This is a genomic window from Sphingobium sp. 15-1, assembly GCF_013375535.1.
Lineage (GTDB): Bacteria > Pseudomonadota > Alphaproteobacteria > Sphingomonadales > Sphingomonadaceae > Sphingobium > Sphingobium aromaticivastans.
Window position 1 is genome coordinate 844,279 of the sequence record NZ_JABXJG010000002.1, and the last position, 25,895, is coordinate 870,173.

The 25,895-nt window shown below is 62.2% G+C and carries 21 protein-coding genes; 9 read left to right on the forward strand and 12 right to left on the reverse strand.

Going from position 1 to position 25,895, the window contains the following annotated elements; all coding sequences use genetic code 11:
* Window positions 1-20 precede the first annotated feature (20 nt).
* On the reverse strand, window positions 21-1,400 hold the full coding sequence (locus HUK72_RS20040; protein ID WP_176598366.1) for an LLM class flavin-dependent oxidoreductase: 1,380 nt from the start codon (window positions 1,398-1,400) through the stop codon (window positions 21-23).
* A gap of 408 nt (window positions 1,401-1,808) precedes the next feature.
* Between HUK72_RS20040 and HUK72_RS20045 the strand changes: the two genes are divergently transcribed.
* Window positions 1,809-2,537: a class II aldolase/adducin family protein gene (locus HUK72_RS20045; protein WP_176598367.1), complete on the forward strand. Its 729-nt coding sequence runs from the start codon at window positions 1,809-1,811 to the stop codon at window positions 2,535-2,537.
* 2 nt (window positions 2,538-2,539) lie between these two features.
* On the forward strand, window positions 2,540-3,460 hold the full coding sequence (locus tag HUK72_RS20050) for a 2-hydroxyacid dehydrogenase (protein ID WP_176598368.1): 921 nt from the start codon (window positions 2,540-2,542) through the stop codon (window positions 3,458-3,460).
* Between the two features lie 86 nt (window positions 3,461-3,546).
* Here the strand turns inward: HUK72_RS20050 and HUK72_RS20055 are convergent, their stop codons facing one another.
* Window positions 3,547-5,691, reverse strand: coding sequence for a hypothetical protein (locus HUK72_RS20055; protein ID WP_176598369.1), 2,145 nt, complete (start codon window positions 5,689-5,691; stop codon window positions 3,547-3,549).
* Window positions 5,692-6,281: 590 nt separating this feature from the next.
* Between HUK72_RS20055 and HUK72_RS20065 the strand changes: the two genes are divergently transcribed.
* On the forward strand, window positions 6,282-7,658 hold the full coding sequence (locus tag HUK72_RS20065; protein WP_336951055.1) for an ethanolamine ammonia-lyase subunit EutB: 1,377 nt from the start codon (window positions 6,282-6,284) through the stop codon (window positions 7,656-7,658).
* Window positions 7,651-8,376 (forward strand): ethanolamine ammonia-lyase subunit EutC, encoded by a 726-nt coding sequence (gene eutC / locus HUK72_RS20070; RefSeq protein ID WP_176598371.1) that lies wholly within the window; start codon window positions 7,651-7,653, stop codon window positions 8,374-8,376. The genes HUK72_RS20065 and eutC overlap by 8 nt, the downstream gene beginning before the upstream one ends.
* A 166-nt stretch (window positions 8,377-8,542) precedes the next feature.
* Here the strand turns inward: eutC and HUK72_RS20075 are convergent, their stop codons facing one another.
* From HUK72_RS20075 to fabG, 8 genes are all read right to left on the reverse strand, one after another.
* Complete coding sequence (locus HUK72_RS20075; protein WP_176598372.1) at window positions 8,543-9,748, reverse strand: acyl-CoA dehydrogenase family protein; 1,206 nt, start codon at window positions 9,746-9,748, stop codon at window positions 8,543-8,545.
* Window positions 9,749-9,983: 235 nt separating this feature from the next.
* Window positions 9,984-10,919, reverse strand: a complete 936-nt coding sequence (locus tag HUK72_RS20080) for a VOC family protein (protein WP_176598373.1) — start codon at window positions 10,917-10,919, stop codon at window positions 9,984-9,986.
* 11 nt (window positions 10,920-10,930) lie between these two features.
* Window positions 10,931-12,169 carry a thiolase family protein gene (locus HUK72_RS20085; protein WP_176598374.1) on the reverse strand — a complete coding sequence of 413 codons (1,239 nt, stop codon included), beginning with the start codon at window positions 12,167-12,169 and terminating at the stop codon, window positions 10,931-10,933.
* 13 nt (window positions 12,170-12,182) lie between these two features.
* Window positions 12,183-13,733 carry a class I adenylate-forming enzyme family protein gene (locus tag HUK72_RS20090; RefSeq protein ID WP_176598375.1) on the reverse strand — a complete coding sequence of 517 codons (1,551 nt, stop codon included), beginning with the start codon at window positions 13,731-13,733 and terminating at the stop codon, window positions 12,183-12,185.
* 11 nt (window positions 13,734-13,744) lie between these two features.
* Entirely contained in the window at window positions 13,745-14,674 is a 930-nt protein-coding gene (locus HUK72_RS20095) for a fumarylacetoacetate hydrolase family protein (RefSeq protein ID WP_176598376.1), read from the reverse strand.
* A 210-nt stretch (window positions 14,675-14,884) separates the two neighbouring features.
* Window positions 14,885-15,877, reverse strand: a complete 993-nt coding sequence (locus tag HUK72_RS20100; RefSeq protein WP_176598377.1) for an NAD-dependent epimerase/dehydratase family protein — start codon at window positions 15,875-15,877, stop codon at window positions 14,885-14,887.
* Window positions 15,878-16,137: 260 nt separating this feature from the next.
* Entirely contained in the window at window positions 16,138-17,040 is a 903-nt protein-coding gene (locus HUK72_RS20105; protein ID WP_176598378.1) for a MaoC/PaaZ C-terminal domain-containing protein, read from the reverse strand.
* A 46-nt stretch (window positions 17,041-17,086) separates the two neighbouring features.
* Window positions 17,087-17,836 (reverse strand): 3-oxoacyl-ACP reductase FabG, encoded by a 750-nt coding sequence (fabG, locus tag HUK72_RS20110; RefSeq protein ID WP_176598379.1) that lies wholly within the window; start codon window positions 17,834-17,836, stop codon window positions 17,087-17,089.
* A gap of 122 nt (window positions 17,837-17,958) precedes the next feature.
* Here fabG and HUK72_RS20115 point away from each other — a divergent pair, with 122 nt between their 5' ends.
* The 4 genes from HUK72_RS20115 (at window position 17,959) to HUK72_RS20130 (ending at window position 23,096) form a co-directional block, all read left to right on the forward strand.
* Entirely contained in the window at window positions 17,959-19,206 is a 1,248-nt protein-coding gene (locus HUK72_RS20115) for a thiolase family protein (protein ID WP_176598380.1), read from the forward strand.
* A 5-nt stretch (window positions 19,207-19,211) separates the two neighbouring features.
* Window positions 19,212-20,636, forward strand: a complete 1,425-nt coding sequence (locus tag HUK72_RS20120) for an aldehyde dehydrogenase family protein (RefSeq protein WP_336951012.1) — start codon at window positions 19,212-19,214, stop codon at window positions 20,634-20,636.
* Between the two features lie 70 nt (window positions 20,637-20,706).
* On the forward strand, window positions 20,707-21,588 hold the full coding sequence (locus HUK72_RS20125; protein ID WP_176598381.1) for an IclR family transcriptional regulator: 882 nt from the start codon (window positions 20,707-20,709) through the stop codon (window positions 21,586-21,588).
* Window positions 21,589-21,620: 32 nt separating this feature from the next.
* Window positions 21,621-23,096, forward strand: coding sequence for an AMP-binding protein (locus tag HUK72_RS20130; protein WP_176598382.1), 1,476 nt, complete (start codon window positions 21,621-21,623; stop codon window positions 23,094-23,096).
* Window positions 23,097-23,127: 31 nt separating this feature from the next.
* Here HUK72_RS20130 and HUK72_RS20135 read toward each other — a convergent pair whose 3' ends face one another.
* Window positions 23,128-23,916: an SDR family NAD(P)-dependent oxidoreductase gene (locus tag HUK72_RS20135; RefSeq protein WP_176598383.1), complete on the reverse strand. Its 789-nt coding sequence runs from the start codon at window positions 23,914-23,916 to the stop codon at window positions 23,128-23,130.
* A gap of 202 nt (window positions 23,917-24,118) precedes the next feature.
* Here HUK72_RS20135 and HUK72_RS20140 point away from each other — a divergent pair, with 202 nt between their 5' ends.
* Window positions 24,119-24,595, forward strand: a complete 477-nt coding sequence (locus HUK72_RS20140) for a MaoC/PaaZ C-terminal domain-containing protein (protein ID WP_176598384.1) — start codon at window positions 24,119-24,121, stop codon at window positions 24,593-24,595.
* Between the two features lie 47 nt (window positions 24,596-24,642).
* Here the strand turns inward: HUK72_RS20140 and HUK72_RS20145 are convergent, their stop codons facing one another.
* On the reverse strand, window positions 24,643-25,890 hold the full coding sequence (locus HUK72_RS20145; protein ID WP_176598385.1) for a Xaa-Pro peptidase family protein: 1,248 nt from the start codon (window positions 25,888-25,890) through the stop codon (window positions 24,643-24,645).
* Window positions 25,891-25,895: the final 5 nt, after the last annotated feature.

Genomic DNA, 25,895 nt, shown 5'->3' on the forward strand with positions numbered 1-25,895 from the left:
CTGGAAACGCTCGCCTGCATTCAAATCGCGGAGGTCAGGCCTGACCGGGCGGACAGCCCTGCCCTGTCAGCCGCAAAACGGTTCACGGGACGGGGCAGCCCCAGATTTTCCCGCAGCGTCCTGCCTCGATAGTCCATCTGAAACAGGCCGCGCCGCTGAAGCTCCGGAATGACCTCGTCGACGAAGATCTCCAGCGAATCCTCGTCGCTGGCGAAGGTGATGTTGAAGCCGTCGGCTGCTCCGGCTTCCATCCATTCCTGGACCATGTCGGCAATGTCCATGGCCGATCCGGGCGCCGTCCCCAGTCGCGCGACGACCTGCATCAACTGACGGATGGTCAGCTTGTCGCGCTTCGCCAGGTCGAGAAAATATTTCTGACTGGTTTTCGAGCCCTTCTGGTCCTCCGGAATCTCCGGGACAGGGCCGTCGAGAGGATAGCCGGACAGATCGGCCTTTATATAGCTGGAGAGCACTTCCATGCCGAAGACCGGATCGACAAGCTCATCCAGCGCGGCGATCTTCTCTTCCGCATGCGCCCTGCTCCGGCCGACCATCAGCCCGATGGCGGGCAGGATCTTGACATGATCGGGATTGCGCCCGCTCTCTGCCGCCTGCGCCTTGACGTCGTCGTAAAAGGCCTTGGCATGTTTGACCTCGGCCTGCATGGTATAGATGAGATCGGCGTGGCGCGCGGCGAACGCCCGGCCCTCCGTCGATGAACCCGCCTGAGCGATGACCGGATGTCCTTGCGGCGGCCGCGCTATGTTAAGCGGCCCGGCGACGGAGAGATGCTTGCCCTGGTGGTTGAGGGCGTGCAGCTTTTCCGGGTCGAAATAGCGCCCTGAGGCCTTGTCGCGGATGAAGGCGTCGTCTTCCCAACTGTCCCAGAGGCCCGCGACGCTATCGTAGAACTCCTCGCAGCGTTCATAACGTTCCGCATGGCCATAATGGGCTTCGCGACTGAAATTCATCGCGGATTTGGGATGGGATGTCGTCACGACGTTCCACCCGGCACGGCCCCCGGAAATATGATCGAGCGCGGCGAACATCCGCGCAACATTATAGGGCTCGGCATAGCTGGTGGTCACAGTGCCGAGCAGTCCGATATTGTTCGTGCACGCCGCCAGCGCCGACAGAAGCGTGACCGGTTCCCACGCCGACGCCTTGGCCGTGCGGCTCAACGCTTCCATGGTGACATCGGCGGAATAAACCCCGACCGCCACCGTGTCGGCAAAAAAGGCCCCGTGGAACTTGCCGCGTTCGGCGGTCTGGATCTGCCGGCGCATCATGTCGAAATCCATCTCGACGGCGCGCGCCTGCGCCTCCTGGCGCCAAGCCATTGAATGGAACCCGAGATAGGCGGGCATCCACAGGAGTATGGTGTCCTTCTTGCTGATCATGGGATGCCTTTGATCGAAAGGGTTGAGGGGTGGTTGGCGCGGTGAAATTGTCGGGAGCGAACCGCGAGTTGTCGTGGTCGCGACGGTGCAAGCCAGGAACCTCGCGCACCACGCGAATGAAGCTCGCCACCGCATCGGCTTGCGGCCGACAGATGGCGCGGGGATGCCCGCATCCGTGCCAAGGCTGGATCGTGGGTGACGGCAAATCTCATCGCTATAAAATGACTATATGGACAAATAGCGCATAAATCGGCAAACCCCAAGGAAATTTTCGCTCCGGCGGCGGCAGTTTTTTGCGCTTCATCTGACCAACGGTCATGGAATACATCGTCGGACCGACGGTTCAGCGATATGCGGGGAGCGACCGGCCCTGCTCGGTGGAATAGCGACGATGAGGATCGATCGGCAATGAATTTACTCATAAGCAAAGCGGAATGGGAAAGACGCAGGCAATTAGCGGCCTGCTATCGGCTTGCGGCGCGGTTCGGCATGACTGACCTCGTTTCCACGCACATCTCCGCGGCCCTGCCGGGGACGGAAGACATATTGATCAACCGATATGGCCTGCTTTTCCATGAGGTCACGGCCAGCAATCTGCTGCGGATCGCCATCGACGGCGGCGCCCCGGCTGACGCCAATCCAGCAGGCTATCTGATCCACACCGCCATCCATGGCGCGCGGTCCGATGTCGGCTGCGTCATGCACAGCCATACGGCCGCCGGCGTTGCGGTTTCGTGCCAGGCGGATGGTCTGCTGCCGATCAGCCAGCATGCCCTGCAATTTTACGGGAACGTTGGATATCATGACTATGAGGGCATCGCGCTGCTGGAAGAGGAAAAAGACCGGCTGATCGCGGACGTTGGCAGGCATTCCGTGCTGATCCTGCGCAACCATGGCCTGTTGGTGGCCGGCCGCACTATAGCGGAGACGTTCACGCTCATGCTCAACCTCGAACATGCATGCCGGATCCAGTTGCGCGCGCAGGCTTCGGGCGCACGGCTCACCTTCCCCCAACCGGACATTTGCAGGCTGACCGCCCGGCAGCATGAGGACTTTGCAGGCCAGCCAGTAGGGGACGCCGAATGGACCGCGCTGATCCGCGACCTGCGCCGCACCGAACCCAACTTTGAGGATTGACGATGACCGACAGTCTACCTTCGGTGGTTTTCCCCGATGCCTCTCCCCTGCTCCTGAACGCGTTGGAATATCTCGGTAATCCTATCGAGGAACTGGTCGTCCATCACGGCCCAACGGACGAACCGACGCTGGTCGAACGCCTTCAGGGACATGTCATCGCGATCAACAATGAAAGCTATTTCACTCGTTCCGTGGTCGAGCAATGTCCGGATTTGCGTATGATCCTGTTCCTCGGCAGCGGCGCATCGAGCTTCGTGGACATGGCCGCCTGCGCAGAGCATGGCATAGCCGTGCACAGCATCCCCGGCTATGGCGACAGAACCGTGGCAGAGCATACGATCGGGCTGCTGTTCGCTGTCTATCGCGACATTGCCCGGCAACATCGCGTGATGGCCGATGGCGGATGGGGCGGCGCGCCGATCGGAGAATTGCGCGGCAAGACGATCGGTCTTGTCGGATTTGGCGGCATCGGCCGGGAAACCGCTCATATCGCGCTGGCCCTGGGCATGAACGTGCTGGTTTCCAGCCGCCGCGCGGTGGAGGATGACCGTATCCGGCTCGTCGATCTGGACGGGCTGTTGGCAGACGCGGACATCGTGTCGCTGCATCTGGCGCTGACTCCGGAGACGGCAGGCATTCTCGACGCATCGCGTCTCCGCCGGATGAAGCGGGGCGCGGTTCTGATCAACAGCGCGCGCGCAGCGTTGCTGGATGAAGAGGAACTGACCGCGATGCTGACCGATGGTCATTTGGCGGGCGCCGCCCTCGATGTCTATTCGATGGAACCGCTGCCGGCCAGCCATATCTTCCGGACCGTTCCGAACCTGGTGCTGACGGCCCATACCGGTTGGCAAAGTCCCGAAGCCATTCATCGCCTCGTCTCGCGCGCGGTGGACATTGTGCAGGCCGAACGCCGCAGGTGACACGTCACATCTCCGGCGATTGAGCATTGCCGCATCAAGAATGCGCCCGCTTTCCCGTTCAAGAACGGGAAAGCGGGCGATCAGCTTCACTCGGCGGCGATCTCATAAGCCAGCATTTCCGGCTTGTCGGCGGGCTTTTCAATCGCCTCATGCACCTGGCAGGCCCGTACCTGAGCACGGGTGAAAAGCCGCACGGCGCGCGCAATCGCCGCCCAGCGCGCATCCCCGGCAAGGGCCGGCGCATTCGCCTCCACCTCGCTTCCGTCCTGAAGCGCTTTCGCCGCCTCCGACAGATAGGACTCGAGTTGCGCATAGCCGGCAAAGCCCTGCGCATCCACGGTTGCGAGCGTCTTGCGCGCCGCGGCGATTTTCCGATCGGCCAGTTCCCGCGCCTGTGAGCAGACCGCCTCCGGGTCTTTCGCCAGGGTCACCTCCCAAAAGGCGGCGGTCTCGTCATGATAATAATAGCCGTGGCCCGGGTCCTTGGCATGGACCGCCCGATTGGCCGGGCCGATGCAGCCCCGATAGACGCCGCGATCGCCATGGTCGGGCTTGGCGACCACGGTAAAGGCGTTCATCCGATGTCCGGTCGACACATTCCATTCCTCGCCGGCCCGGTAGCGGGCCGCGATCTCTTCGAAAGAGCCGGACGGCAGTTCGCCGCTCTGCCGGTACATCATCGTCATATAATCGAGATCGACCCGGCCATAACCCGCCAGAATCATGCGGTGCTGGTAACGGTTGCGCGCGGCGCTGCACCGCGCCGCACGGCGCCACATCGACTTCGCGAACCCGTCCGCATCGATCAGCTTGGGGTCGGCCGTGTACCAGCCGGCTTCCAGTTCATATTGATAGCCGCCCAGGGCCTGGCTCGGCGCGCCATTGGCGCTCCCGGAAAGCGGACTGATCGAATTGTTGTTCGCATAGAGGAAGTTATAGGTCTTGCCGTCCCGACCATAGGTCACTTCGCGAATGATTGGGCTGGGCGGATTGGGCGCTCCGGGGCGACCTTCCAGCGAAAAGCCGTAACTGGCGTCCGCCCAGAAGCCGCCGACACTGCCCAGGACGACGCCCAGATCGCCCACCGGATAAGTCAGAATCTTGCCCAGCGCCTCCTTGGCCGAATTGGCATATTGCAGGATGTGGAAGGTCATGGGCCCGCGACGAATGCCGTAGCCCCACTCGGTCGGCGCCTCGGTGCCGCCCGCGCCGCCATGATGGATATAGGCAAGCCCCTTGTTGTTCATGCCCGGATGGCCCGCCATGAAATGCGGCCCCATGACCGGCAACGAACCATTGGCGGCGAACGGCGTGTAGATGAAGCTGTTGCCTTCGTCCGGGAAAGCGATGATCGTCGCCTCGAACGTGCAATCCTGGTCCTGCGTCGCCGCAAAGACGAGTTCGCCGTCCGTCGTCGCATCGCCCCATGCGCCGACGCCGCTGCACATGTCGTTCCGGTCGGCGGGACGCAGGGCTTCCAGGCTCTTTTCGGCATTGAAAAGACCTGCATCCTCCATCAGCTCGGTGGCCTTTGCCGGCGGGTTGACGCCGGTCCAGATGGCGAGCGCCTGCATATGATCCATCGCCACGCCGCGCCCGGTCGCGCCTTCGGCCCAGCCGCGCGCGAAGTCCAGAATTTCCGGCATATGTTGGCGCAGTTCGGCTTCCCATTTGCCGATCTCAGCGAGATTCTCGGCGGAGAACTGCCGGCGGCCATGCCATTGGAAGATGAACGGGCCATAGATGTCGAGCACCTGCTCGGCATATTGCCGACCCATTTCATGATTGGAACCCTTGAGAACCACGATCGGGTTGATCGACGGCACGATCGGAACGCCGTCGTAAAAGAGCGTCTCCGTACCCTGGCTGTCGAGCGTGCCGGGGAGCGCGAACAGCGGCAGAGATGCGCCCGTCTCAAGACATTGCTGAATTTCCTTGGCGCGATCGCTCGCCTGATTGAAGAGGGCGGAGGCTTCTTTCAGCGCATAGGCCTCCTCTTCCAGCGATTCGAACGGGTCCTCATAGCCTGCAAGCGTGCCAGTGACCCGGCCCAACAGCCATTTGGCCTTAGAGAGAAGGAGCATGACATCGTCCAACGCCTTGCGCGCCGGCACATAGCTCGGCTCGCTCCAGTCACCCTTCACTAGCGCCCGGTTGGCGAAATGAACCGCATAATGCGCCTGATCGAGCTGCTCCTGTACCGATGCCTTGGACAAGTTTTCAGATGTCATATTTCTTATCTCCCAATGTCATCGCATTCATCATCGATGCTGTGGAAATCATATTTCCAGTTCCCAATCATCTTCATAGCTACGATAAGCCATGGGCGTTCCAGAAATGGCAATCACCGCTTTCCAGCCGCAGGCACCCGCACTGGCTTATGAGAGGCAAAATCGCCCCTTTTCTGTAGGACGTCATTCATCGAATTCGAAAGCGTATCCGAAGCAATCCCCACGGTTCCGACGGATGACCTTTTTGCGATTTTCCAAGATTGTCAGAAAGCAGCGGCGTTCGTTCAAGAGCGGAACATGACAAATGAATCGCGCAACACGCCAAAAAAAGGCCAGGCTGGCGTATTGCGCGTGATGGATGGCGGTGATCCTGGCCATGGCGCGCCACGGCAAAAGGCGATGCATGCGCTTGGACACGCATTGACAGCGCATAGCGCAAGGAATAAATGACCAAAAGTTCACTTATTAACATCGTCTGGTGCACGCGTCGGGCAAAGCCGGGACATTGAGCGATCCCATCGGCTCCAGGCGACAATGACCGGCGATGCTGTCGAACCTGGAGACCTATACTGGCGCGCTATTTTGCCGACATCGCCGGAACCCGCTACGGCTTTCCGGATTTACGCTGCCTGCTTGCGGCCGCCAGTCCGCTGCGGTCAGGCGATGTGCTGGCCGGCATAGCGGCGGACAATGCCGAACAGCGCGTCGCTGCCCGGTTCGCGCTTGCCGATCTGCCGTTGCGGACCCTGCTCGACGACATGGTCGTTCCCTATGAGGAGGACGAGGTCACAAGGCTGATCGTCGATACGCACGACAGCCACGCCTTTTCGACGATTTCGCATCTGACTGTGGGCGCGTTTCGCGAATGGTTACTGTCGGAGGAAGTGGACGGCCAACAAATCGCGTGCGTTTCGCCCGGAATCACGCCCGAAATGGCCGCCGCCGTCAGCAAGCTGATGCGCAATCAGGATTTGATCGCGGTTGCTCGCAAGGTGCAGGTGATCAGCCGCTTTCGAAACACCATCGGCCTGTCCGGCCGCTTGTCGGTGCGGCTTCAGCCCAATCATCCGACGGACGATCCAGCGGGCATAGCGGCGTCGATACTGGACGGGCTGCTGATGGGGGCCGGCGATGCCGTGATCGGCATCAACCCCGCCACCGATAATGCCGAAAGCGCCGCGACGCTGCTCCACCTGATCGACGACATCCGGCAAGGCTATGCCATTCCCACCCAATCCTGCGTCCTGGCCCATGTCACCACAACGCTGGACCTTGTTCGCCGCGGCGCGCCGGTGGATCTATGTTTTCAGTCGATCGCTGGAACCCAGGCCGCCAATCAGGGATTCGGCATCGACCTGGCGCTGCTTCGCGAAGCGCATGATGTCACCCTGGGCCTCGGCCGCGGCACGGTGGGGCAGAATGTCATGTATTTCGAAACAGGCCAGGGATCGTGTCTGTCGGCCAACGCCCATCACGGCGTCGACCAGCAGACGCTGGAGGCTCGTGCCTATGCAGTAGCGCGGGCTTTTGATCCGCTGCTGGTCAATTCTGTCGTCGGCTTCATCGGCCCGGAATATCTGTTCGACGGCAAGCAGATCGCGCGCGCCGCGTTGGAGGACCATTTCTGCGGCAAGTTGCTCGGCCTGCCGATGGGCGTCGATATCTGTTATACGAACCATGCCGAGGCCGATGGCGACGATAGCGACACGATCCTGACCCTTTTGGGCGTAGCAGGCGTGACCTTCATCATCGGCGTGCCGGGAGCCGACGACATCATGCTCAATTATCAGTCCACCAGCTTCCATGACGCCCTCTATCTGCGGGAAGTGCTTGGCAGGCGTCCCGCGCCGGAGTTCGAACAGTGGCTCGACGATATCGGTTTGCTGGAGGGCGGGCGCATCGTCGATCGCATCCCCCCGGCGCTGGCCATCGATCGCATTCCAGCGCTCAGAGACGCGCGTGGCTGAGCTGCCCGCGCTCCGCGACCGGCTCCGCGCGCTGACCCAGGCGAGGCTCCTCCTTGGCCGCGCCGGTCAGGGATTGCCCACCCGTGCCCTGCTGGAGTTCCAGATCGATCATGCCCGAGCCCGCGATGCGGTGCATAGCGCGCTGACGACCGACGGGTTTGCGGATCTGATCGGTCGTCCTGTGGTCGAAGTCCGCAGCCGCGCCAAGGACCGGAGCGAATATCTGAGGCGTCCGGATCTCGGCCGCTCGCTTGAACCGGATGACATCGGCCGCCTGTCCGCCACCGACGCGGAACTTGCAATCATCGTGGCTGATGGACTGTCCGCCACCGCGGTTCATGCCCATGCCGCCTCCCTCGTCTCCGCCCTGCTCGCGCGCCTGCCCGAATGGCGCATCGCACCGGTCGTGCTGGCCAGGCAGGCGCGAGTGGCGTTGGGCGACGACATCGGGGCGGCGCTGAACGCCGACATGGTGGTGATGCTCATCGGTGAGCGCCCCGGCTTGAGCGCGCCGGACAGCCTGGGCGCCTATCTGACTTGGAACCCCAGGCCCGGACGGCGCGACAGCGAACGAAATTGCGTATCCAACATCCGCCCGCCCCACGGCCTTGGCTATGAGGCGGCCGCCGATCTCATCGCGGGGCTGCTGAATCTGGCGCGGCAAAGACAGCTTACCGGCGTCGCTCTCAACGAGGCGGAGCGGCAATTGCTGCCTTAGAGCATCGTGCGCAAAAGTGGGAACCGGTTTTGCGCTCAAAACGATGCGACAACAAAAGCTTAGAGCGCGCGGCCTGTGTCCGATTTAACGCAGCGCGCTCTAGAACCGATCGGCATTCAGCCCTGACCGCTCCGCCTTCTAAGCCTGCGCATCGGGTTCGCGCCTCTCAGGACGCGGCGTCGAGCTGCGTTTCGCCCAGAAGGCTGCGGCCATGCAGTTCAAGGGCGCTGTCGCTGATATAGAAATGCGTCTGCGCCATCTGGACGTCGCGCATCGTCCGTTCGATCAGATGGCCCGCGCGCGCTCCCTCGCCGCCTGCATAGCGCAGGATGCCGCTCATGATGTCGACCGCCGTCTGCGTCGCCAGGGAAGCAGCCGCGCGGCTCTCAATCTCGGTCGCGAGCGGATTGCCGCCGATATGTTCGGCGTCCAAGACGATGCGCTCCCCCACCTCCAGCATCATGGCGCGCATCGCCATCAGGCTGAGGCGCGAACGGCCCAGGAAGGTCTGGAAGACGCCACGGCGGGCCAGAGGCGTCTTGTTCGTATAACCGCGAGCCTTGGTTTCCGCCATGCGCGCAATCTCATCAAGGGCGCGCAGCGTTCCGCCGACCGCCACCGACGCGATCGTATGCGCCGAATAGCCCATCAGCCCCAATTGGAAGATCGCGCCGCCGCGCAAGGGCACGGGCGGGAAGGGAACGGCCATCGCGGCCGGAATGAACGCATCCTTGGCCTGATAGTCGGAACTGCCCGTTCCCCGCATGCCCACCACATGCCAATTGTCTTCGACGGTCATTTCGTCGGAGCGCACGACGCACAGCATCATTCTCGGGTCGCCCGGCCCGGTCTTGTCGGCGCCAAGCACCATGAAAAAGTCGGAGCCTGTATTGCCGCTGCCGTAGATCCAGCGGCCGCTGATCCTATATCCACCTTCTACCGGAACGAGCGATCCCGGAATGAGACCGCCGCCGCCGCACGTAAGCGGCAAGCCGTCACCCCTCAAAAGTTCGGCCAATCCATCATCCGAAAGCGAAGAGGCAACCTTGCCGAGAATGTCGGTATAGATGAACATGCACCATGCAGCGGCGGTGCTGTGATAGGCGATACGCTCTATGACCTCATATTGAAGCGCGTTGTCCGCCTCGAAACCGCCCAGTTCGGCCGGCAGCTTGAGCGCCAACAGCCCCGAGTCCCGCAAGGCCGCGATGGCGGCAGGCGTCAGGTGCCGCTCGCTTTCCGCACCATCGGCTTCAGCCGCGAGAATGGGCGCGATTTGCTCGATCGCAGCCAACAGGGTAGCCCGCTTCTCCGCACGTGTCGCGCAGCCCGCGTCGGAACGCTTGACCATCATCGGCTCCGCCACCTTCATTCGCCTCTCCATCACGCAAATATTCATAATATACAAAACGTATAATCTTATTCGATCGTCGCGTCAATCGGCGGCACTCGCCGGTTGTGCATCGGCAAAGCTCGAAAGAAAGCGAATATTCCGCACGGAAGTGCGGCGAATGGCAGGAAAGCGACCAAAGCCGCTGGATGCCGGAATAGCGACATCTCTCGGAAATTCGGGTTATCCAGCAAGCATGCTGAACGGGGAATCGCCCCTAACCGGCTTGGGTGATGAACTCCGCAGGCATCGGCGGTCCCCAAGGTCCTTGTGATGCTTCCGCTGATTCCACGCCTGGTGTCCAGGCCGCATTCAGAAGATCCGTGTCCGTCCAATGCTCATACATGATGCCGGACGGATCGATCCAATAATCGAATATCTGGCTTCCCTGCTTATGCCGGCCAACACCCCACATGTGGCGATAGCCTTTTCCGGAAAGATATTGATGGCCGATATAAAGGTCGTCGATGTCGAGCACTTCGAAGGAGATATGATGAATGCCTCCGGTCGGACCGATCATCGTCTGGAAAACATGATGGTCGACATATTCGTCGCCGCGGTCCAGCCGGTTGAACGAGAGCAGCACATTATCCTTGCTCCCGTCATAGATCACGTCGGACACGAGGAAGCCGAACATGTTCCGATACCATTGCGCGAGCGGTTCGGGCTGCTGCGTGGTCAGAACGACATGCCCCAGCCGCAAGATGTGGGAGGGGCCTGACGGCGGGCGGCGAACGTCGCCTCGACGGCGATGGCGGTCACCGCTTTCATTGGTGTTGGGACGGTCAATCGAAATGGCTTCGACGGGCGTGATGCCCCACACAAGCTCCACCTGATTTCCGTCGGGATCATGGGCAATCGCCTGCCAGCCGCCGCCGGGGCGGTTTCTTCGGGAAACGACCCCGCCTGCCGCCTCCGCAAAGCGGTCGAGATCATGTTGCTGGCCCGCGGCAAAGCCGATCGCGGCGAGACCGCGCGATCCCGGCTCCACGATCAGAATTTCGGGTTCCGGCCCCAGCCCTCTCAGGCTGAGCGCATCGCCATCGCTCGGATTCTCTATAAACCCGAAGTCCTTGAAGAATATGCGGGCCTGTTCAAGATCGGGCGCGCGCACGCGCACATAAGCCAGATCGATTGCTTTCACGACGGACATGGCAAGCCCTCCTAACGACCCAGCATCACGATAGTTGCGACAGCTTCCTCGACGACGAACGAGCCACCGCCATTTTCCGCCACCGCGATCCTTGCATTCTCGACCTGTCGCGACCCCGCCTCGCCCCTGAGCTGCGTCACCAGCTCATAGATCTGGCCCAGGCCGGTGGCGCCGATCGGATGCCCCTTGGACTGCAAGCCTCCTGACGGATTGACCGGCACGCGCCCGCCAAGCGCAGTCTCCCCCCGCTCCGCCAGGAACCCACCTTCGCCAAAGGCGCAAAGACCCAGATTCTCGACCTGGATGATCTCTCCGACCGCCGTGGCGTCGTGCACCTCCGCGACAGAGACATCCTTCGGCCCGATACCGGCGCGCTCATAGGCTTTTTTCGCCGCAAGGACCGTGCAGTGCTGGTCGACCGCCTCCGGCGCCCGATCGCTGCCCGTCTGCATGACGGCCGCGAGAACGGGAATGGCGCGCCGCCGGTCGAGGCCATACCGCTTGATGCCCGCCTCCGTGGCCAGCACGGCCGCCGCTGCGCCGTCCGAGATTGGCGAGCACATCGGCAGGGTGAAAGGATAGGTTATCGGCGGCGCGGCCAGGACTTCATCGATCGTGAACGGCCGCTGGAACTGCGAAAGCGGGTTATGACGCGAATGATTGTGGTTCTTGGACGACACCGCCGCAATCTGCCGCTGCGTTGTTCCGAACATCTCCATATGCTGCCTCGCCAGGCCGGCATAAACGTCCATGAAGATGCTATAGGGCTTTTCCGATCTACTGCCGGGAGGGGCGAAAATGCCGTTCCCCAATTGCTTCAGCCGCTCGCTATTATTTTCGACATCATAGACATCCCATGCACTGTCGAAGGCCGAGAACATGCGGCTCTTGTCGGTCGAGACCATTTTTTCGGCCCCAAGCGCCAAAGCGATGTCCCCCTCGCCCGCCTTCAGATGATTGACGGCAAGGATGAATGCCGTACTCGCGGTGGCGCAGGCATTTTCGACGTTGACGACAGGGATGCCCTGAATGCCCATGGAACGCAGCGCGATCTCACCGCGGATCATATGCTGGCCTTCCATATGCCCCTGGGTCGCATTGCCGAAAAAGGCCGCCTCCAGGGCGCTGGCAGACAGGCAGGCATCGGCCAGAGCGGCCTGCGTCGCGTGCGCGGCAAGCTGCTTGATGCTAAGGTTGGGGAGCCGGCCGAACGGCGTCATTCCCACCCCGACGATAAATATCTGTTCCATCACCCTGTCTTCCTCAGATGCGGCGGTTTTGCCCGGCCCACAGCTTGTCCCGTATGTCGCGCTTGAGAACCTTGCCCACCGGACTGCGGGGAAGTTCCGCCCAGAAGAGCACGGCCTTCGGCGCTTTCAGCGAACCGATCCGGTTGCGGCAGAGGGCGATCAATTCGTCGGCGTCGACGGACTGGCCCGGCTTCAATTCCACGACCGCCGTGACCGCCTCTCCCCATTTGGGATCGGGCGCGCCTACGACAGCGCAGTCCTGCACGGCTGGATGTCCCCAGATGACCTGCTCCACCTCGGAAGGGAAAATATTATACCCGCCCGAGATGATCAGGTCGCGGGCGCGGTCGACCAGATGATAGAAACCCTCATCGTCGCGAAAGCCTAGGTCGCCGGTATGATGCCAGCCGAAACGGGATGCCTCGGTTGTACTGTCGGGGTCCTTGTAATAGCCCAGCATGACGTTGCCGGACCGCACGACGATCTCTCCGATCGATCCGTTCGGGAGGAGCGCGCCATCCTCGCCCATGACCGCTATCATCACGAAGGGCGCGGGCCGCCCGCAACTGGACAGGCGTTCAGGCCCCGCGATCTCGCCATGGATGAAATGGTCTTCGGGACGCAACACCGTGCAGATCATCAGCGCCTCAACCTGGGCGAAACCCTGGTGGAGAACCGGTCCGAGCCATAGCAGCGCCTCCCGCAGCTTTTCGACCGACATGGGCGCGGCGCCATAGAGCAGGCATTTCAGCGCGGGAAAGCGCATCGCCCGTATCGCCTCATCCGCCAACATCGTGTAGATGAGCGTCGGCGGCACGAAGAGATCGGTGATGGCATGATCCTGCATCGCATTCGCCACCGTCCGCGGATCGGTGGCCTGCGTTATGAAGATCGTTCCCCCGCGCGCCAGCATGGGGAAGCACATGAAGCCAGCGGCATGGGTCAACGGCGCGACGACGAGATAGTTCGGGCGTTCGCCATGCCCCATGGTCGCGATATGGTTCGCGATATAGGTTTCGAAACCGCGATTGGTTTGCAGCACGCCCTTCGGCCGGCCCGTCGTTCCCCCGGTCGTCATGATCGCCACGACGTCATCGGCGCTCGATCCGGCGCTTTCATGGCGCGAGCCGAGCGGCGCAATCCAGTTGTCGAGCGCTCCGGCCGCGCCGCTTTCCTCACCAAGCGTCAGGATCAGCCGGATGCCGGGCGCGGCGGACCGAATCTGGTCAAGGACAGATTCAAAGGTCGGATGCACGATCAGCAGCTCGCAATCGAACCGGCCCAGAAGCTCGATAATATCGTCAAGCGTGTAGCGTGGGTTGATCGGCAACCACACCATATCGGCGCGCAACAGGCCCAATATGGCGATCAGCGCATCCGGATCGTTCGGACTGAGAACCGCCGCCTTGCTGCCTTTCACAAAGCCGCTTGCGGCGCATGCGCAGGCGATCCGATGGGTGTGTTCGATGACCTGCGAATAGGACCAGGATCGCTCGCCCTGGACGATGCACAGCGCGTCGCCCCCAAGCTCCGCCCCTTTGTCGAGATAGTCTATCAACCTCATGCCAGCCCCGCTCAGCGATCGAGCCGGCGGGCGAATTCCAGCGGGCCGGTCGGCTCGCCCCGTACCATCCGAAGCACTATGGCGGCCAGGCGGCTATCAACGCCTCTTTCCCACTGGCGGGAAAGGCGGTCCTTCACCTTGACCTCGAACCCGCCGATCGGCTCAATCTCTATACGCACGGTATCGCCGTCCTGGATCGGACCGATGCCCTGATGATTGACGCCCAGCGGAAGCACGTCGCCCGGCTCGAGCGCCGCGATCGACGAAGCATAGGCGATGAGTTCCGGTATCGGATTGCCGATATCGGACATCGGATAATCCTGCCGCAATTCGTCGTCCACCCAGAGCCGGACCTGAAGGTCATGGGGGTCCGACACGGCGTCCGCGGTAAGTATCCACGGCCCCATGGGTCCGAACGTGTCGTAGGATTTGTCCTGGAAACTGGTGCCGTGACCAACCCCCCGCGCCGACATGTCGAGAAAACAGGTATAGCCAAAGACATGATCCATGGCCTCAGCTACGGAGACCGACTTCGCTCGCTTGCCGATGACCACCGCCAGTTCCGCCTCATGGTGAAAAACAGGCGCATCGACCGGCGGCAACTCCACGGTTTCGCCGGGGCCGATGACGCTCGTCGAGGATTTGAGGAAGAATGCGGGCTTGATCGCCGCGTTCTCGACGCCTTCCTTGAAGCTGAGCTGACCGCACAGCAGCTTGGCCGGCCGCGGCAGAGGCGCGCGCAGGAGGACATCGCCCAAAGCAACCGTCGGACCATGGCCTGCGGCGATGATGCTCGCATATTCGTCCCACTTCTCGATCAGCGCCGGCATGCGGGCATAGGGCGGCAGCGCCATGATCTCGGGCAGATCGGCAGCCAGAATGCGCACAGACTGCCCATCAATCACGGCGGGAATATAATCGTCCACCAAAGCCAGCTTCATATCTCTCCCACCATTCTCTTGACTGCGCCTGCCGGAATCGCGGCGCATCTGCGCTACCATAATATACGTTACGTATATTCTGTTTGCAGACGAGTCAAGCCGTCCGCCCTTCCGTCATCCAGGCTCGCTGGCCGGTCAAACGGCGGCGAGCCTGGCTCGCGGAGAAAGAAAAATGGCGGACTGCGCGCCGATCCGATCGCTCGGACGATGCTAGGCGAGACCGTCCGCTATTTGTTGGAAAGTCTCCACTATGGACGTGCGGAGCGGACGATATTCCATCCCAAGCTCGGAAGCGGCCTTGCCATTATCCGCCCGCCAATGCGGCGTACTGAAATCCCAGGGCGTTTCCGGCGGGAACTGCCAGCGCTCGTCATTGCCAAATTCTTCCTTCAGGATCGTCGCCATATCGTTGAAGCTCAGGACATCCGCGAAGACGATGTTGCGACCGTTCGCCCCGAGAATATAAGCACCTCGCAGATGCGCATCGGCAACATCGCGCACATCAATCACGCCCACATCCCTCGACGGCAATTGCTTGCTGAAGGTGCCGTTCGACATCGCCCGAAACTGGTCGAAGGTCGCGGAAGTCTGCTTGGGAGCGGTGCCGGGTCCGACTATGAAGGCCGGATTGATCACGACAAGCTTCCAGCGAGTCTGCGCGCCAGCGATCTTCCAGGCTTCGCGTTCCGCCAGCACTTTGGAATAGGGATAAGCCGTCGTTTCCAGTGATGCATAGCCGTTCCAGTCCGCCTCGGTGCAGACCCTGTCGGTCAGCGTGACGGGATCGACGATCGCCACCGTGGAGCTTGTCAGGACCACGCGCTCGACCGTAGGGGTGCGATTGACCGTTTCCAGGACATCGCGCGTGCCGGCAAGGGCGGGTTCCACAAGATCCCGCTGGGGGTCGGAGATGCTCGACGGCAGGAGGAAGGGCGAGGCGGTGTGCATGACGATGCGGCACCCCTCCATCGCTGCCTCATGGCTCCCTTCCACAAGGAGATCGGCCTTGAAAAGACGCAGCGTTCCGGATGCCGCTTCGGCCATTTCGAGCAAATGGCCGACCTTCCCGATATTGTCGGGATCACGGACGCTGGCATGAACGGTCACCCCCGCGTCGAGCAACTGCTTGACCACCCATCCCGCAAGATAGCCAGTCGCTCCCGTGACGAGCACGGGGCCATAGGGAGCTTCCATCCTGACCATATCAAAAGCACCTTCCCAATTTTTATCAAAAAAGCCAGAATTGGCTCCTGCGGCCATCACTTCGCGCCAGAAGATTCACGGACCCGACCGGTCATTTTCCCAAATGTCGAAGGGAAACCAAGAGCAGTCTCACCTCCGCCTTCTTCGGACGACGCGGGCGCGTCTGGCACAGGCCACAGAGGTCACCAAATTATGGGCACCGCCCAAAGCTGTCAATCGTACGAAAATCGTTTTCGTGCAATTATGCACTTTGCCGCTCGCTATCCGAACTCGCAGGAAAGAGACGGAGAGATGAGCCCGGCTGCAACATGCGCAGCGATCAGCGCGCGACCATGGTCAATGACGACCTTCTGCCTTTCGGGCACCACGACCTGAAAGGCGACAGCGCCCTCGCCCTCATGCCACATCCTCACCTCAAGCGTCTCGCCGGGATGAACCGGCGCCGTGAATCGGCATTCCAGGGTCTTCAGGCGCGCCGGCTCATTGCCGCAGGCGGCGGCCAGAACGGCCCGGCCGGCGAAGCCATAAGTGCACAGCCCATGAAGAAGTGGCCCCGGAAAACCGGCTTCGCGGGCGACAGCCGGGTCGGCGTGCAAAGGATTATAATCGCCTGAAAGACGATAAAGCAGCGCCTGCTCCGGCCGCGTCATGAGCGGCAATATCCGGTCCGGCTCTCGATTGGGCACGGGCGCCAACGGAGCGATGACCGCTCCCCCGCCCCCTTGCCCGCCATCGCCGCGCAGAAAGGAAAGCTGCCGGACCGTCGCCAAAAGCCTGTTGTCGGCCTGATCGTAGATCAGACGCCGCGCACGAAGCAGGGCGCCTTTCGATGCCCCCTTGTCGACGATCGCGTCGATCGAGAATTCGCCTCGAACCTCGCCCTCGACAGGAAGGGGCGCATGGAATTCGCACGATTGCTCGGCATGCAGGACCCGCCGCCAATCGATGCCGTAACGCGGGTCCATTTGCCAGAAGCCTGGATAGGCCAGCACGACGGCCATCGTCGGCAGGGTGGCGAGCCTGTTTTCGAGAAGGAACGGCAGATCGGCGCTGTCCATACCCTGACCGGCGCCAACGCCAAGCGCATAGAGCATCGTATCGCGCCGGGAATAGCTGTGCGTGATGATCTGCGGCGGCAGGGTGAGGAGAAATTGCGGGTCCATGATCTATCCGACCGCCGCCGCGCAACATCTGGTCAGGCGATCGGCCTCACCCATAACGGCCGCCGGATACGTGCAGGACGTCCCCGGTCACATAGCCCGCGGCCTCCGATGCGAGAAAGGCGACCGCCGCCGCCACATCCTCGGCCCGCCCGAGTCGGGGCAGCGGAAGCGATGCTTCGGCATTGGCCTTGATCTTCTCGAAATGCGGCAGATTGCGGACCGCAGCGGTGTCGATGATGCCCGGCGCGACGGCGTTGACAGTGATATTGTGGCGGCCATTTTCCAACGCCATCGACCGCGTCAGGCCAAGAAGTCCCGCCTTGGCCGACGAATAGTTCGCCTGGCCGGGATTGCCCAGATAGGCGCGAGACGAGATATTGATGATCCGGCCCCAGTTTTTTGCGATCATGCCGGGCAGCACGGCCCTGGTGCAGAGAAACGCACCCTTGAGCACGACGTCGACCACCGAATCCCAATCGGCTTCCTCCATCCGGGTGATGCGCTTGTCCCTGGTGAAACCGGCATTGTTGACGAGGATGTCGACGCCGCCGAGCGCTTGAGTGATGGTCGCCACCGCTTCTTCCACGGACGCCGCATCGGCCACGTCGATCCTGACGGCCAGCGCCGTCACGCCAAGCTTGCGCAACCGGTCGGCCTCCGCTGCCGCCGCGTCGACATCGATGTCCCCGATCGCAACTTGCGCGCCCTCTTCACCGAGCAGGGCAGCGGTTCGGGCGCCGATTCCTCCAGCCGCCCCGGTTACAAACGCTACCCGATTCCCGATGCCCAGATCCATTTTTCACCCTCGTTGCTCGCTGCTCCGGTTCCCGTGGCTAAAGATTGGAACTGGGGTCGTCAACATATACGAAAATGATTTTCGTCTTTTCATGAGCGCGGAACTGCGTTAGGCGTTGGGCCATGAGCAACAGCCTTATCCTAGGCGTCGGCATGACGCCCCTTGGCAAACATCTTGATCGGTCCGTTCGCGCACTCGCTGCCGAAGCCGTCACCAGCGCGCTCCAGGATGCGGGCATGCGAAAGGAACAGATCGAAGCGGCCTGGTTCTGCAACACCCGGCAGGGCGCGCTGGAGGGCCAGCACGGCGTTCGCGGACAGGCGTCGCTTCGCGCCTACGGCTTTGAAAGCATCCCGATCTTCAACACCGACAATGCATGCGCCAGCTCAAGCTCCGGCGTCTTGCAGGCCTTCGCCGCGGTAGAGGCCGGGCTCTTCGAGGTCGCACTCGTGGTTGGCGCGGAAAAGATGAACTATCCGGACAAGCGCGTCGAAATGTTCGAAGCGTTCAAGGGCAGTTGGGACCGCGAACTCGCTGACGATCATATCGCGGCCTTGCTGGCGATTGGCGAAGGCGTGGAGGCCCCAGAGGGCAATATCGACTCGCCCGAACGCTCGGTCTTCATGGATATTTATGCGGCTCAGGCCCGGTTCCACATGAAGACTTTCGGCACCACGCCAAGACAGATCGCCGCAGTGGCGGCCAAGAACCACAATCATTCGCAACTCAATCCCTATGCCCAATATCGCTTTCCCCTGACGATCGAGGAGGTGCTGGCCGACCGCATGGTCGTGTGGCCGATCACCCGGTCGATGTGTGCGCCGATGAGCGACGGCGCTTGCGCGATCATCATCGCCTCACGCGCTTTTGCGGAAAAGCACGGGGCGCTTGGACGGGCCGTCCGCATCCGCGGGATCGGCGCCAGCAGCAGCAGCAATCGCACCGCCGCCCAATATGACAGGCATCTGACCAGAATCGCGGCCGACCGCGCTTATGCGAAGGCCGGAATCGGTCCCGAGGATGTCTCGGTCGCTGAACTTCACGACGCTTCCGCCATTGCCGAAATCCTTCATTCCGAAAATGTCGGTTTCTGCGCCTATGGCGACGGCGGCGCCCTGGTGGAGAGCGGAGAGACGAAGCTGGGCGGACGACTACCGATCAACGTCTCCGGCGGACTTCTGTCAAAGGGCCATCCCATTGGCGCGACGGGGGCGATCCAGCTTTTCGAGCTGGTGACGCAATTGCGTGGCGAAGCGGGCGAACGGCAGGTCGAGGGAGCACGGATCGGCCTTGCCGAAAATGGCGGCGGTTTCCATGGTCTTGAGGAGGCGGCCTGCGTGGTCACGATCCTCGAAGCGCCGGGCGCCTGAACGGCATGATCGAAATGGATATTTCCGGGCCCTATTGCGCAACGATCGACGGACAGCGCGTAGAGACGCCTCAATCGCTTCCCGTCATCGATCCCGCTACGGGCGAGGCGTTCGCGCAGGCGCCTGACTGCGACGCAGGGCATCTGGACGAAGCCGTGGCGGCAGCGAGGCGTGCATTTCGCCATTGGAAAGCCATTTCGTCGGAAGAACGCGATGCACTCCTGCACGCGGCCGCTGCCCGAATCCGCGAGGAAAGCGAGCCGCTTGCCCATCTTTTGACTCGGGAACAGGGCAAGCCGCTTGACGAAGCGCGTCATGAAATCGAGACGGCGGCCCGCTGGTTCGCGGCCTATGCCGATCATGCAATGCCGGTCGAAACACGCCGCGAGCCGGACGGACGACTGGCCGAAATCCGGCATGTCCCGATCGGCGTCGTCGCCGCGATCGCGCCTTGGAATTTTCCGGTCCAGCTTATGGCATGGAAGCTCGCACCCGCGCTGAAGGCCGGCAATACGGTCGTGGCCAAGCCCTCGCCCCATACGCCGCTGACGACGCTGAAAATAGGCGAACTCCTGTCAGGCATCCTGCCCGCTGGCGTGCTCAACGTCATTTCGGGTCGCGACCATCTCGGGCCGCTCATGTCCGGGCATCCCGGCATCGACAAGATTTCCTTCACCGGATCGACGGCCACCGGGAAGGCGGTGATGCGAAGCGCCGCCGGCAACCTCAAACGCGTGACGCTGGAACTGGGCGGAAACGATCCTGCGATCGTTCTCGCGGACGCCGATGCGGAAGCCGTGGCGGAACGCCTCTTCTGGGGCGCGTTCCGCAATGCCGGCCAGGTGTGCATCGCCGCCAAGCGCATCTATGTGCATGACGCGATATATGATCGTTTCGCCGCCAGGATGGTGGAGCTGGCGCGCGCGCATCCCCCGGTTCGCGGCGATGCGCCCGGCGCCCGCATCGGCCCGGTCCAGAACCGCGTTCAGTTCGACCGTGTGAAGGCGATGATCGAGGAGGCCCGCTCCAGCGGCCTTCGCTTCCTGAGCGAGCCGGGGGAGATGGCCGGTCCCGGCAACTTCATCGCGCCGACGATCATCGACAATCCGCCGGACGACGCGCCGGTCGTGCGCGAAGAGCCCTTCGGGCCGCTGCTGCCGCTGCTGCGCTTCAGCGACTTGGACGACGCGATCCGCCGCGCCAACGACAGTGAATTCGGACTGGCGTCGTCGGTCTGGAGCGCGGACATCGAGCGGGCGACGGCGGTCGGACGGCAGTTGGAGGCGGGGACGGTCTGGCTCAATACGATCCACTGCATGACGCCGACGCTGCCCTTCGCTGGGCACAAGCAATCGGGCATCGGCATCGAAAATTCCACTGAAGGCTTGCTTGAATATACTAATGTGCAGGTTCTGGTAAGGCAGCCGTGATGGGGCGACATGGTTCCACGGTGCATGCCGTGATCCGGTCGCCTATCCGGTTTGATCTCGAGAGGTACTGATGAAAGCGCAAGTCACTCCAGCGGAACGGGCCAAGCCGCGACAGGCGGGACAATTGGGCCATGCCTCTCGCGACGATGACAGTGATTCGCAGATCGTGGCGGCGCTTTCCCGCGGACTGGCCTTGCTCGACGCTTTCAACCGCGACGACAAAAGCCTGGGCAATGCCGAGCTTGCAGAACGCACTGGACTGACCAAGTCGACCGTATCGCGGCTGACCTACACGCTGACATTGCACAATTATCTGGCGTTCGATGCCCGCTCGCGCGAATATCGGCTAGGCCCCCGCGCCATTCGCCTTGGCGCGATCGCGCTTGCGACGACCAATGTGCGGACATTGGCCCTGCCGTTGATGCAGCAATTGGCGACCGGCAGCCACTTCAACGTGGGATTGGGCACCCGCGACGATCTTCAGATGGTCTACACCGACGCGGCGGAGGGTGATGCCCTGATCGCGCTCAGGCTGTTTCCAGGTTCTCGCGTTCCGATGGCGACTTCCGCGATGGGGCGGGCCTATCTCGCCGCGTGCCCGCCCGAAGAGCGGGAAGATGTGCTCGATCGGCTGCGGCCGCGCTACGGCGATGAATGGGGCCGAATCCGCAAGGGCGTGGAGGACGCGATCATCGAACAGCAACGCTTCGGCTATTGCTCCAGCATCGGTGACTGGCAGAAGGACATTAGCGGCGTCGCCGTTCCGATCGCGGCGCGACCTGGCGACACCGTCTATGTGCTCAATCTCGGCGGCCCTGCCTATGCCCTCCCTGAACGGGAATTGCGCGACCGGCTCGCGCCGGGGCTTCTCTCCATTGCCCGGCTGGTGGAGGCGGTGTTGCTGACCGGCGACGCGCAGCCCGATGCCAGCCCCGCCGATCACCCTCTTTAGCAACAATCCCGATCAGCTCCTGGAAGATTTTCATGCCCGTTCCCACCCTTCGATGCGGCGCCGCGACGCTGGACCAACTCGCCCTTAACCATAATGTCGCGAAAGTGGCCGGCGGGTTGGACGCGCTGGGCGTCACGAGCGGCGACCATGTCGTTCTGCTCCTGAAGAACAGCATCGCCTTCATCGAGATGACCCTGGGCATCGGCAAGCTTGGCGCATTCGCCGTCCCGGTGAACTGGCATTTCGCGGCAGCCGAAATCGACCTCTTGCTGGAGGATTGCGCGCCAAAGGTGATCTTCGTGCACGAGGATTTACACGCCAGCCTGCCGCCGACATGGCATTCGAAAGCACGGGTGATCGTAGTCGGCGCAGATGGCGTGCCGTCGGACTATGCGTCATGGCGCGACGAAAGCGCCGCTTTCGCCGGACCAGACCGGCCGGCGCCGGGCAGCATCGTCTATACCTCCGGCACGACGGGCCGCCCCAAGGGCGTCAAACGTCTTCCGCCAACGCCCGCACAGCAGGCGGCAATGCGCGCCGTTCGCTCCAACCTCTATCGCACGGACAGCAAGAGCCGGGTTCTGGTGCCCGGCCCTCTCTACCATGCCTTCCCCAATCAGTTCACCGTCCACGGCGTATTGACGGCCGAACATACGGAAATCATGCCGCGTTTCGATGCGGAAGCATTGCTCGCGATCATCGAGCGGGAACGGACCACCTCCGTCGCACTTGCTCCGATCATGTTCGTGCGGCTGCTGCGCCTGCCGGCCGAAGTGCGCAACGCCTATGACATCACGTCGCTGCGCTGGGCGCTGCATGCGGGCGGCCCTTGCGCCGACGACGTCAAGCAGGCGATGATCGATTGGTGGGGCCCTATGGTCGCTGAATATTATGGCGGCACCGAAGTGGGAGCGCTGACCCTGTGCACCAGCGCCGAATGGATGGACCGCCCCGGCACCTGCGGAAAGCCGCTGCCCGATGTAGAGCTCAGGATCGTCGATGCGGACGGGAACGACGTCCCGCGCGGAGAAGCGGGCGAAATTTTCGGCCGACTTCGCGCCTATCCCGACTTCACCTATCATAATGATCCGAAGAAGCGTGAGGATGTGGGACTTGGCGACCTCGTGTCGCTTGGCGATATCGGCTATCAGGACGAGGACGGCTATCTTTTCCTGTGCGATCGCGCCCGCGACATGGTGGTGTCGGGCGGTGTGAACATCTATCCGGCGGAAGTGGAAAAGGCCCTGTTCGCCTTGCCGGGCATAGACGATTGCGCGGCCTTCGGCATCCCCGATCCGGAATTCGGGGAAACGCTGGTGGCCTTCATCGTCGGCGGCGATCTTGACGGTGAAGATCTGCGCAAGCGGCTGCGCACGACGATCGCCGGCTACAAGGTTCCCAAGGCGATCGTGCGGGTCGAGACGCTGCAGCGCGACGCATCCGGCAAGGTCCGCAAATATCTGTTGCGGGAACGATATCTCGCAATGACCGGCGTCCCGGCGACCTAACCCTCTCGGGTCGCCGGGGCTTCCGGTCTCATCAGGTCAGCGTAAGCCCGCCATCGACCACAAGCTCGCCCCCGGTCATGAACGAGGAGGCATCGGAGCAGAGAAAGGCGATGACGCCGGCAATGTCCTCGGGTTCCGCCAGGCGGCCCATGGGATGCATCTTGGCGACGAGATCAAGTCCATCCTGCCCCTTTGGCCGCAATCCGAATTCGCCCAGTTGTGCGACCGAGTTCGTCATGAGCCATGTATTGACGGGGCCGGGAAATACAGTGTTCACGCGGATCTGATGTTTGGCCAGTTCCTGGGCCAGCCCTTTGCTCATCATTCGGACGGCGCCCTTGCTCGTCGAATAGACGACATGCGCCACGCCCGCGAAGAGCCCGTAAATGGACGACAGGTTGACGATCGACGGCTTCGCCTCGAAGCTTTCATGGGTCTCGATCATCAGCGGCGATGCCGCCTTGCAACCCATGAAGACGCTGCGGACATTGAGGTTCAACGTCGCGTCGAGTTCGTCGACCGTGGCATCGTGAAAGGGTCTGGGACGAAGCACGCCGGCCGCGTTGATCAGTCCGTCCAGCCGCCCATATTCCTGCCGGACGCGATCGATGAGCGCAGTCCAGCTTTGCTCGTCCGTCGCATCGAGTTGGACCGCGAGAGTCCGGCCTTCGATTGCGCCGGCCACAGACCGCGCACGGTCGAGGTCGATGTCCGCCACGACGACAGTCGCGCCCTGCGCACAGAGCGCCTGGGCCGCCGCTCCGCCGATCCCGCCACCGCCGCCGGTTACGATGATCACCCGTCCCGTCAGATCGAACATATATCGCTCTCCAAAGCTGTGGCGCCTTCGCAGAAATTCCATTTCAGGAATCAGAATGTGCAGAAAGGGCGCTCGATGATGCTGCCTGTTTTCTTGCTACGCTCTATACTTTGGACCTTCAATAGCTTGTTACGAAAATCATTTTCGTATAATTGGATTCAAGCGCTGACGTTGAATGCTTCCGAAGCGCCAAGGGCAGGATATGACCGAAAACATTCCAGATGCAGTCTATTTCGAGGACATCGAGTTGGAGCAGGTCCAACTGTCGAGTCTGGTCACGTTCGATCGCGATGAAATCATCGCCTTCGCGCAGCGATGGGATCCTCTTCCCGTCCATCTCGACGACGATGCGGCGCGGGCAGCGGGCTTTGCAGGACTTACCGCGTCGGGAACCCACATGCTGGCGGTGAAGCAACGGTTGCTGCATGAATTCAACGTCGGCCCGTCGGTGATCGCCAGCTTTGGATCGGATGAAACCCGCTATCATGCTCCCGCACGACCTGGAGACGTGGTCCGGCTGCATTTCAGTTGGGTTTCCAAACGTCCCTCCAAGTCGCGTCCGTCCTGCGGCATCGCGCAGCATCTGAGCGAACTCAGGCGAACCGATGGCGCGCTTCTGCTGTCGATCCTGGACACGGTCTTGATCCGTCGGCGGGAACCGGTGGGCGGCGCAGACTGAGACGGCGGGCCGCATTCCACAATGCTCCGGAAAACAGGCCCGGAAGGTCAATCGATGACGGTCAGACCAAGAGGCTGATCGCTCATCCTGATCGCGCCGGTCGGGCCGACCGCAATGGACTCCCCGAGAAACACCATCAGGCCGGACTTCGGGTCCCTAACCTGAACCTTGAGCGCGAACACATGATCCTCCCGGATGGGAAAGCCGATAATGGCCGGGTCGGTCGTATCGAAGATGATCATGGGACGATCTTCGCCCAGGGCGCGCGCGTGGATAATCGGAATCACCTGATAGCGCGAACCGGCACTTGTTTCCTTATATCGGGCAAGAACATCCCCCATGGAGACGCCGGGCGCCATCAGTCCCAGCACGGCCATGAACGTCTCCCAGCAGAGGTCCGCCATTTCGGCCAGTTGGGCGGGCGGGGTTCCGAGAAATGCGGTGCGGGTGATCTGTCCGAGATAGCCCGACGGACTGCGGGCTTCGATCTCGCAATAGATGGGCTCGCCGGTCTCAAGCGGGCGGCCGGTCGGGAACATGGCCAGGCTGAAATCGAAATTCGCACCCACCGACCAGCCGAGGAAATTGGGCGGGATCGATCCGCATTCGATGAGGCGGCCGACCATCTTCCCGTAAATGACTCGTTCCGGGACGCCCGGCCGTGCTTCGTTCAGGAGTAGCTTATAGGCCTCCTCGGTGATGGCGACGGCTTCCCCGACGGCGGCGCGCTCTTCCTCCGTCTTACGGCTGCGCACCGTGTCGAGGAGACTGGTGGCGTCGCTGATCGTCATTTTCGGAAATGCATTGGAAAGACGTTCGATAAAGCCGGTAGATGCCAATCCTTCGGGCGCTCGCGGCGTGCCGTGCAAGCCGGGGATGCCGATGCGCTTGCCGTCGGCATCCAGCTCGCGCAGGCGGGCGATCACCCCTTCGGCCAGCGCCCAGCGCGTGGTGCGCACATCCGTCACCCATGATTGCCAAGCCTGCCAGAAGCTTGGCGAAGGCGTCGATCCTGTTATGACGGTGACGTCGCCGTCAGCGGGAAACACCACGGAAACGGGACCGCCATTGCCGCTGATCGTCGAGAGATAGGCGGCGTTGGCCTGCAACTGGTCCATCATCCCGGGGTTGGGAGGGGTTACGAGTATGTCGATGCCCTCTGAAGCCATGGCGCGCCTGACGCGATCCCAGCGCTCGTCTCGTGTCGCCAGGCTGAGCTCATTGTCGCGCCGATAGCCGGCAAGGTCTCGTCGCTGGTCGCTCAAATCCACTTTCACCTCTCGCTGCTTCGACATCGCGC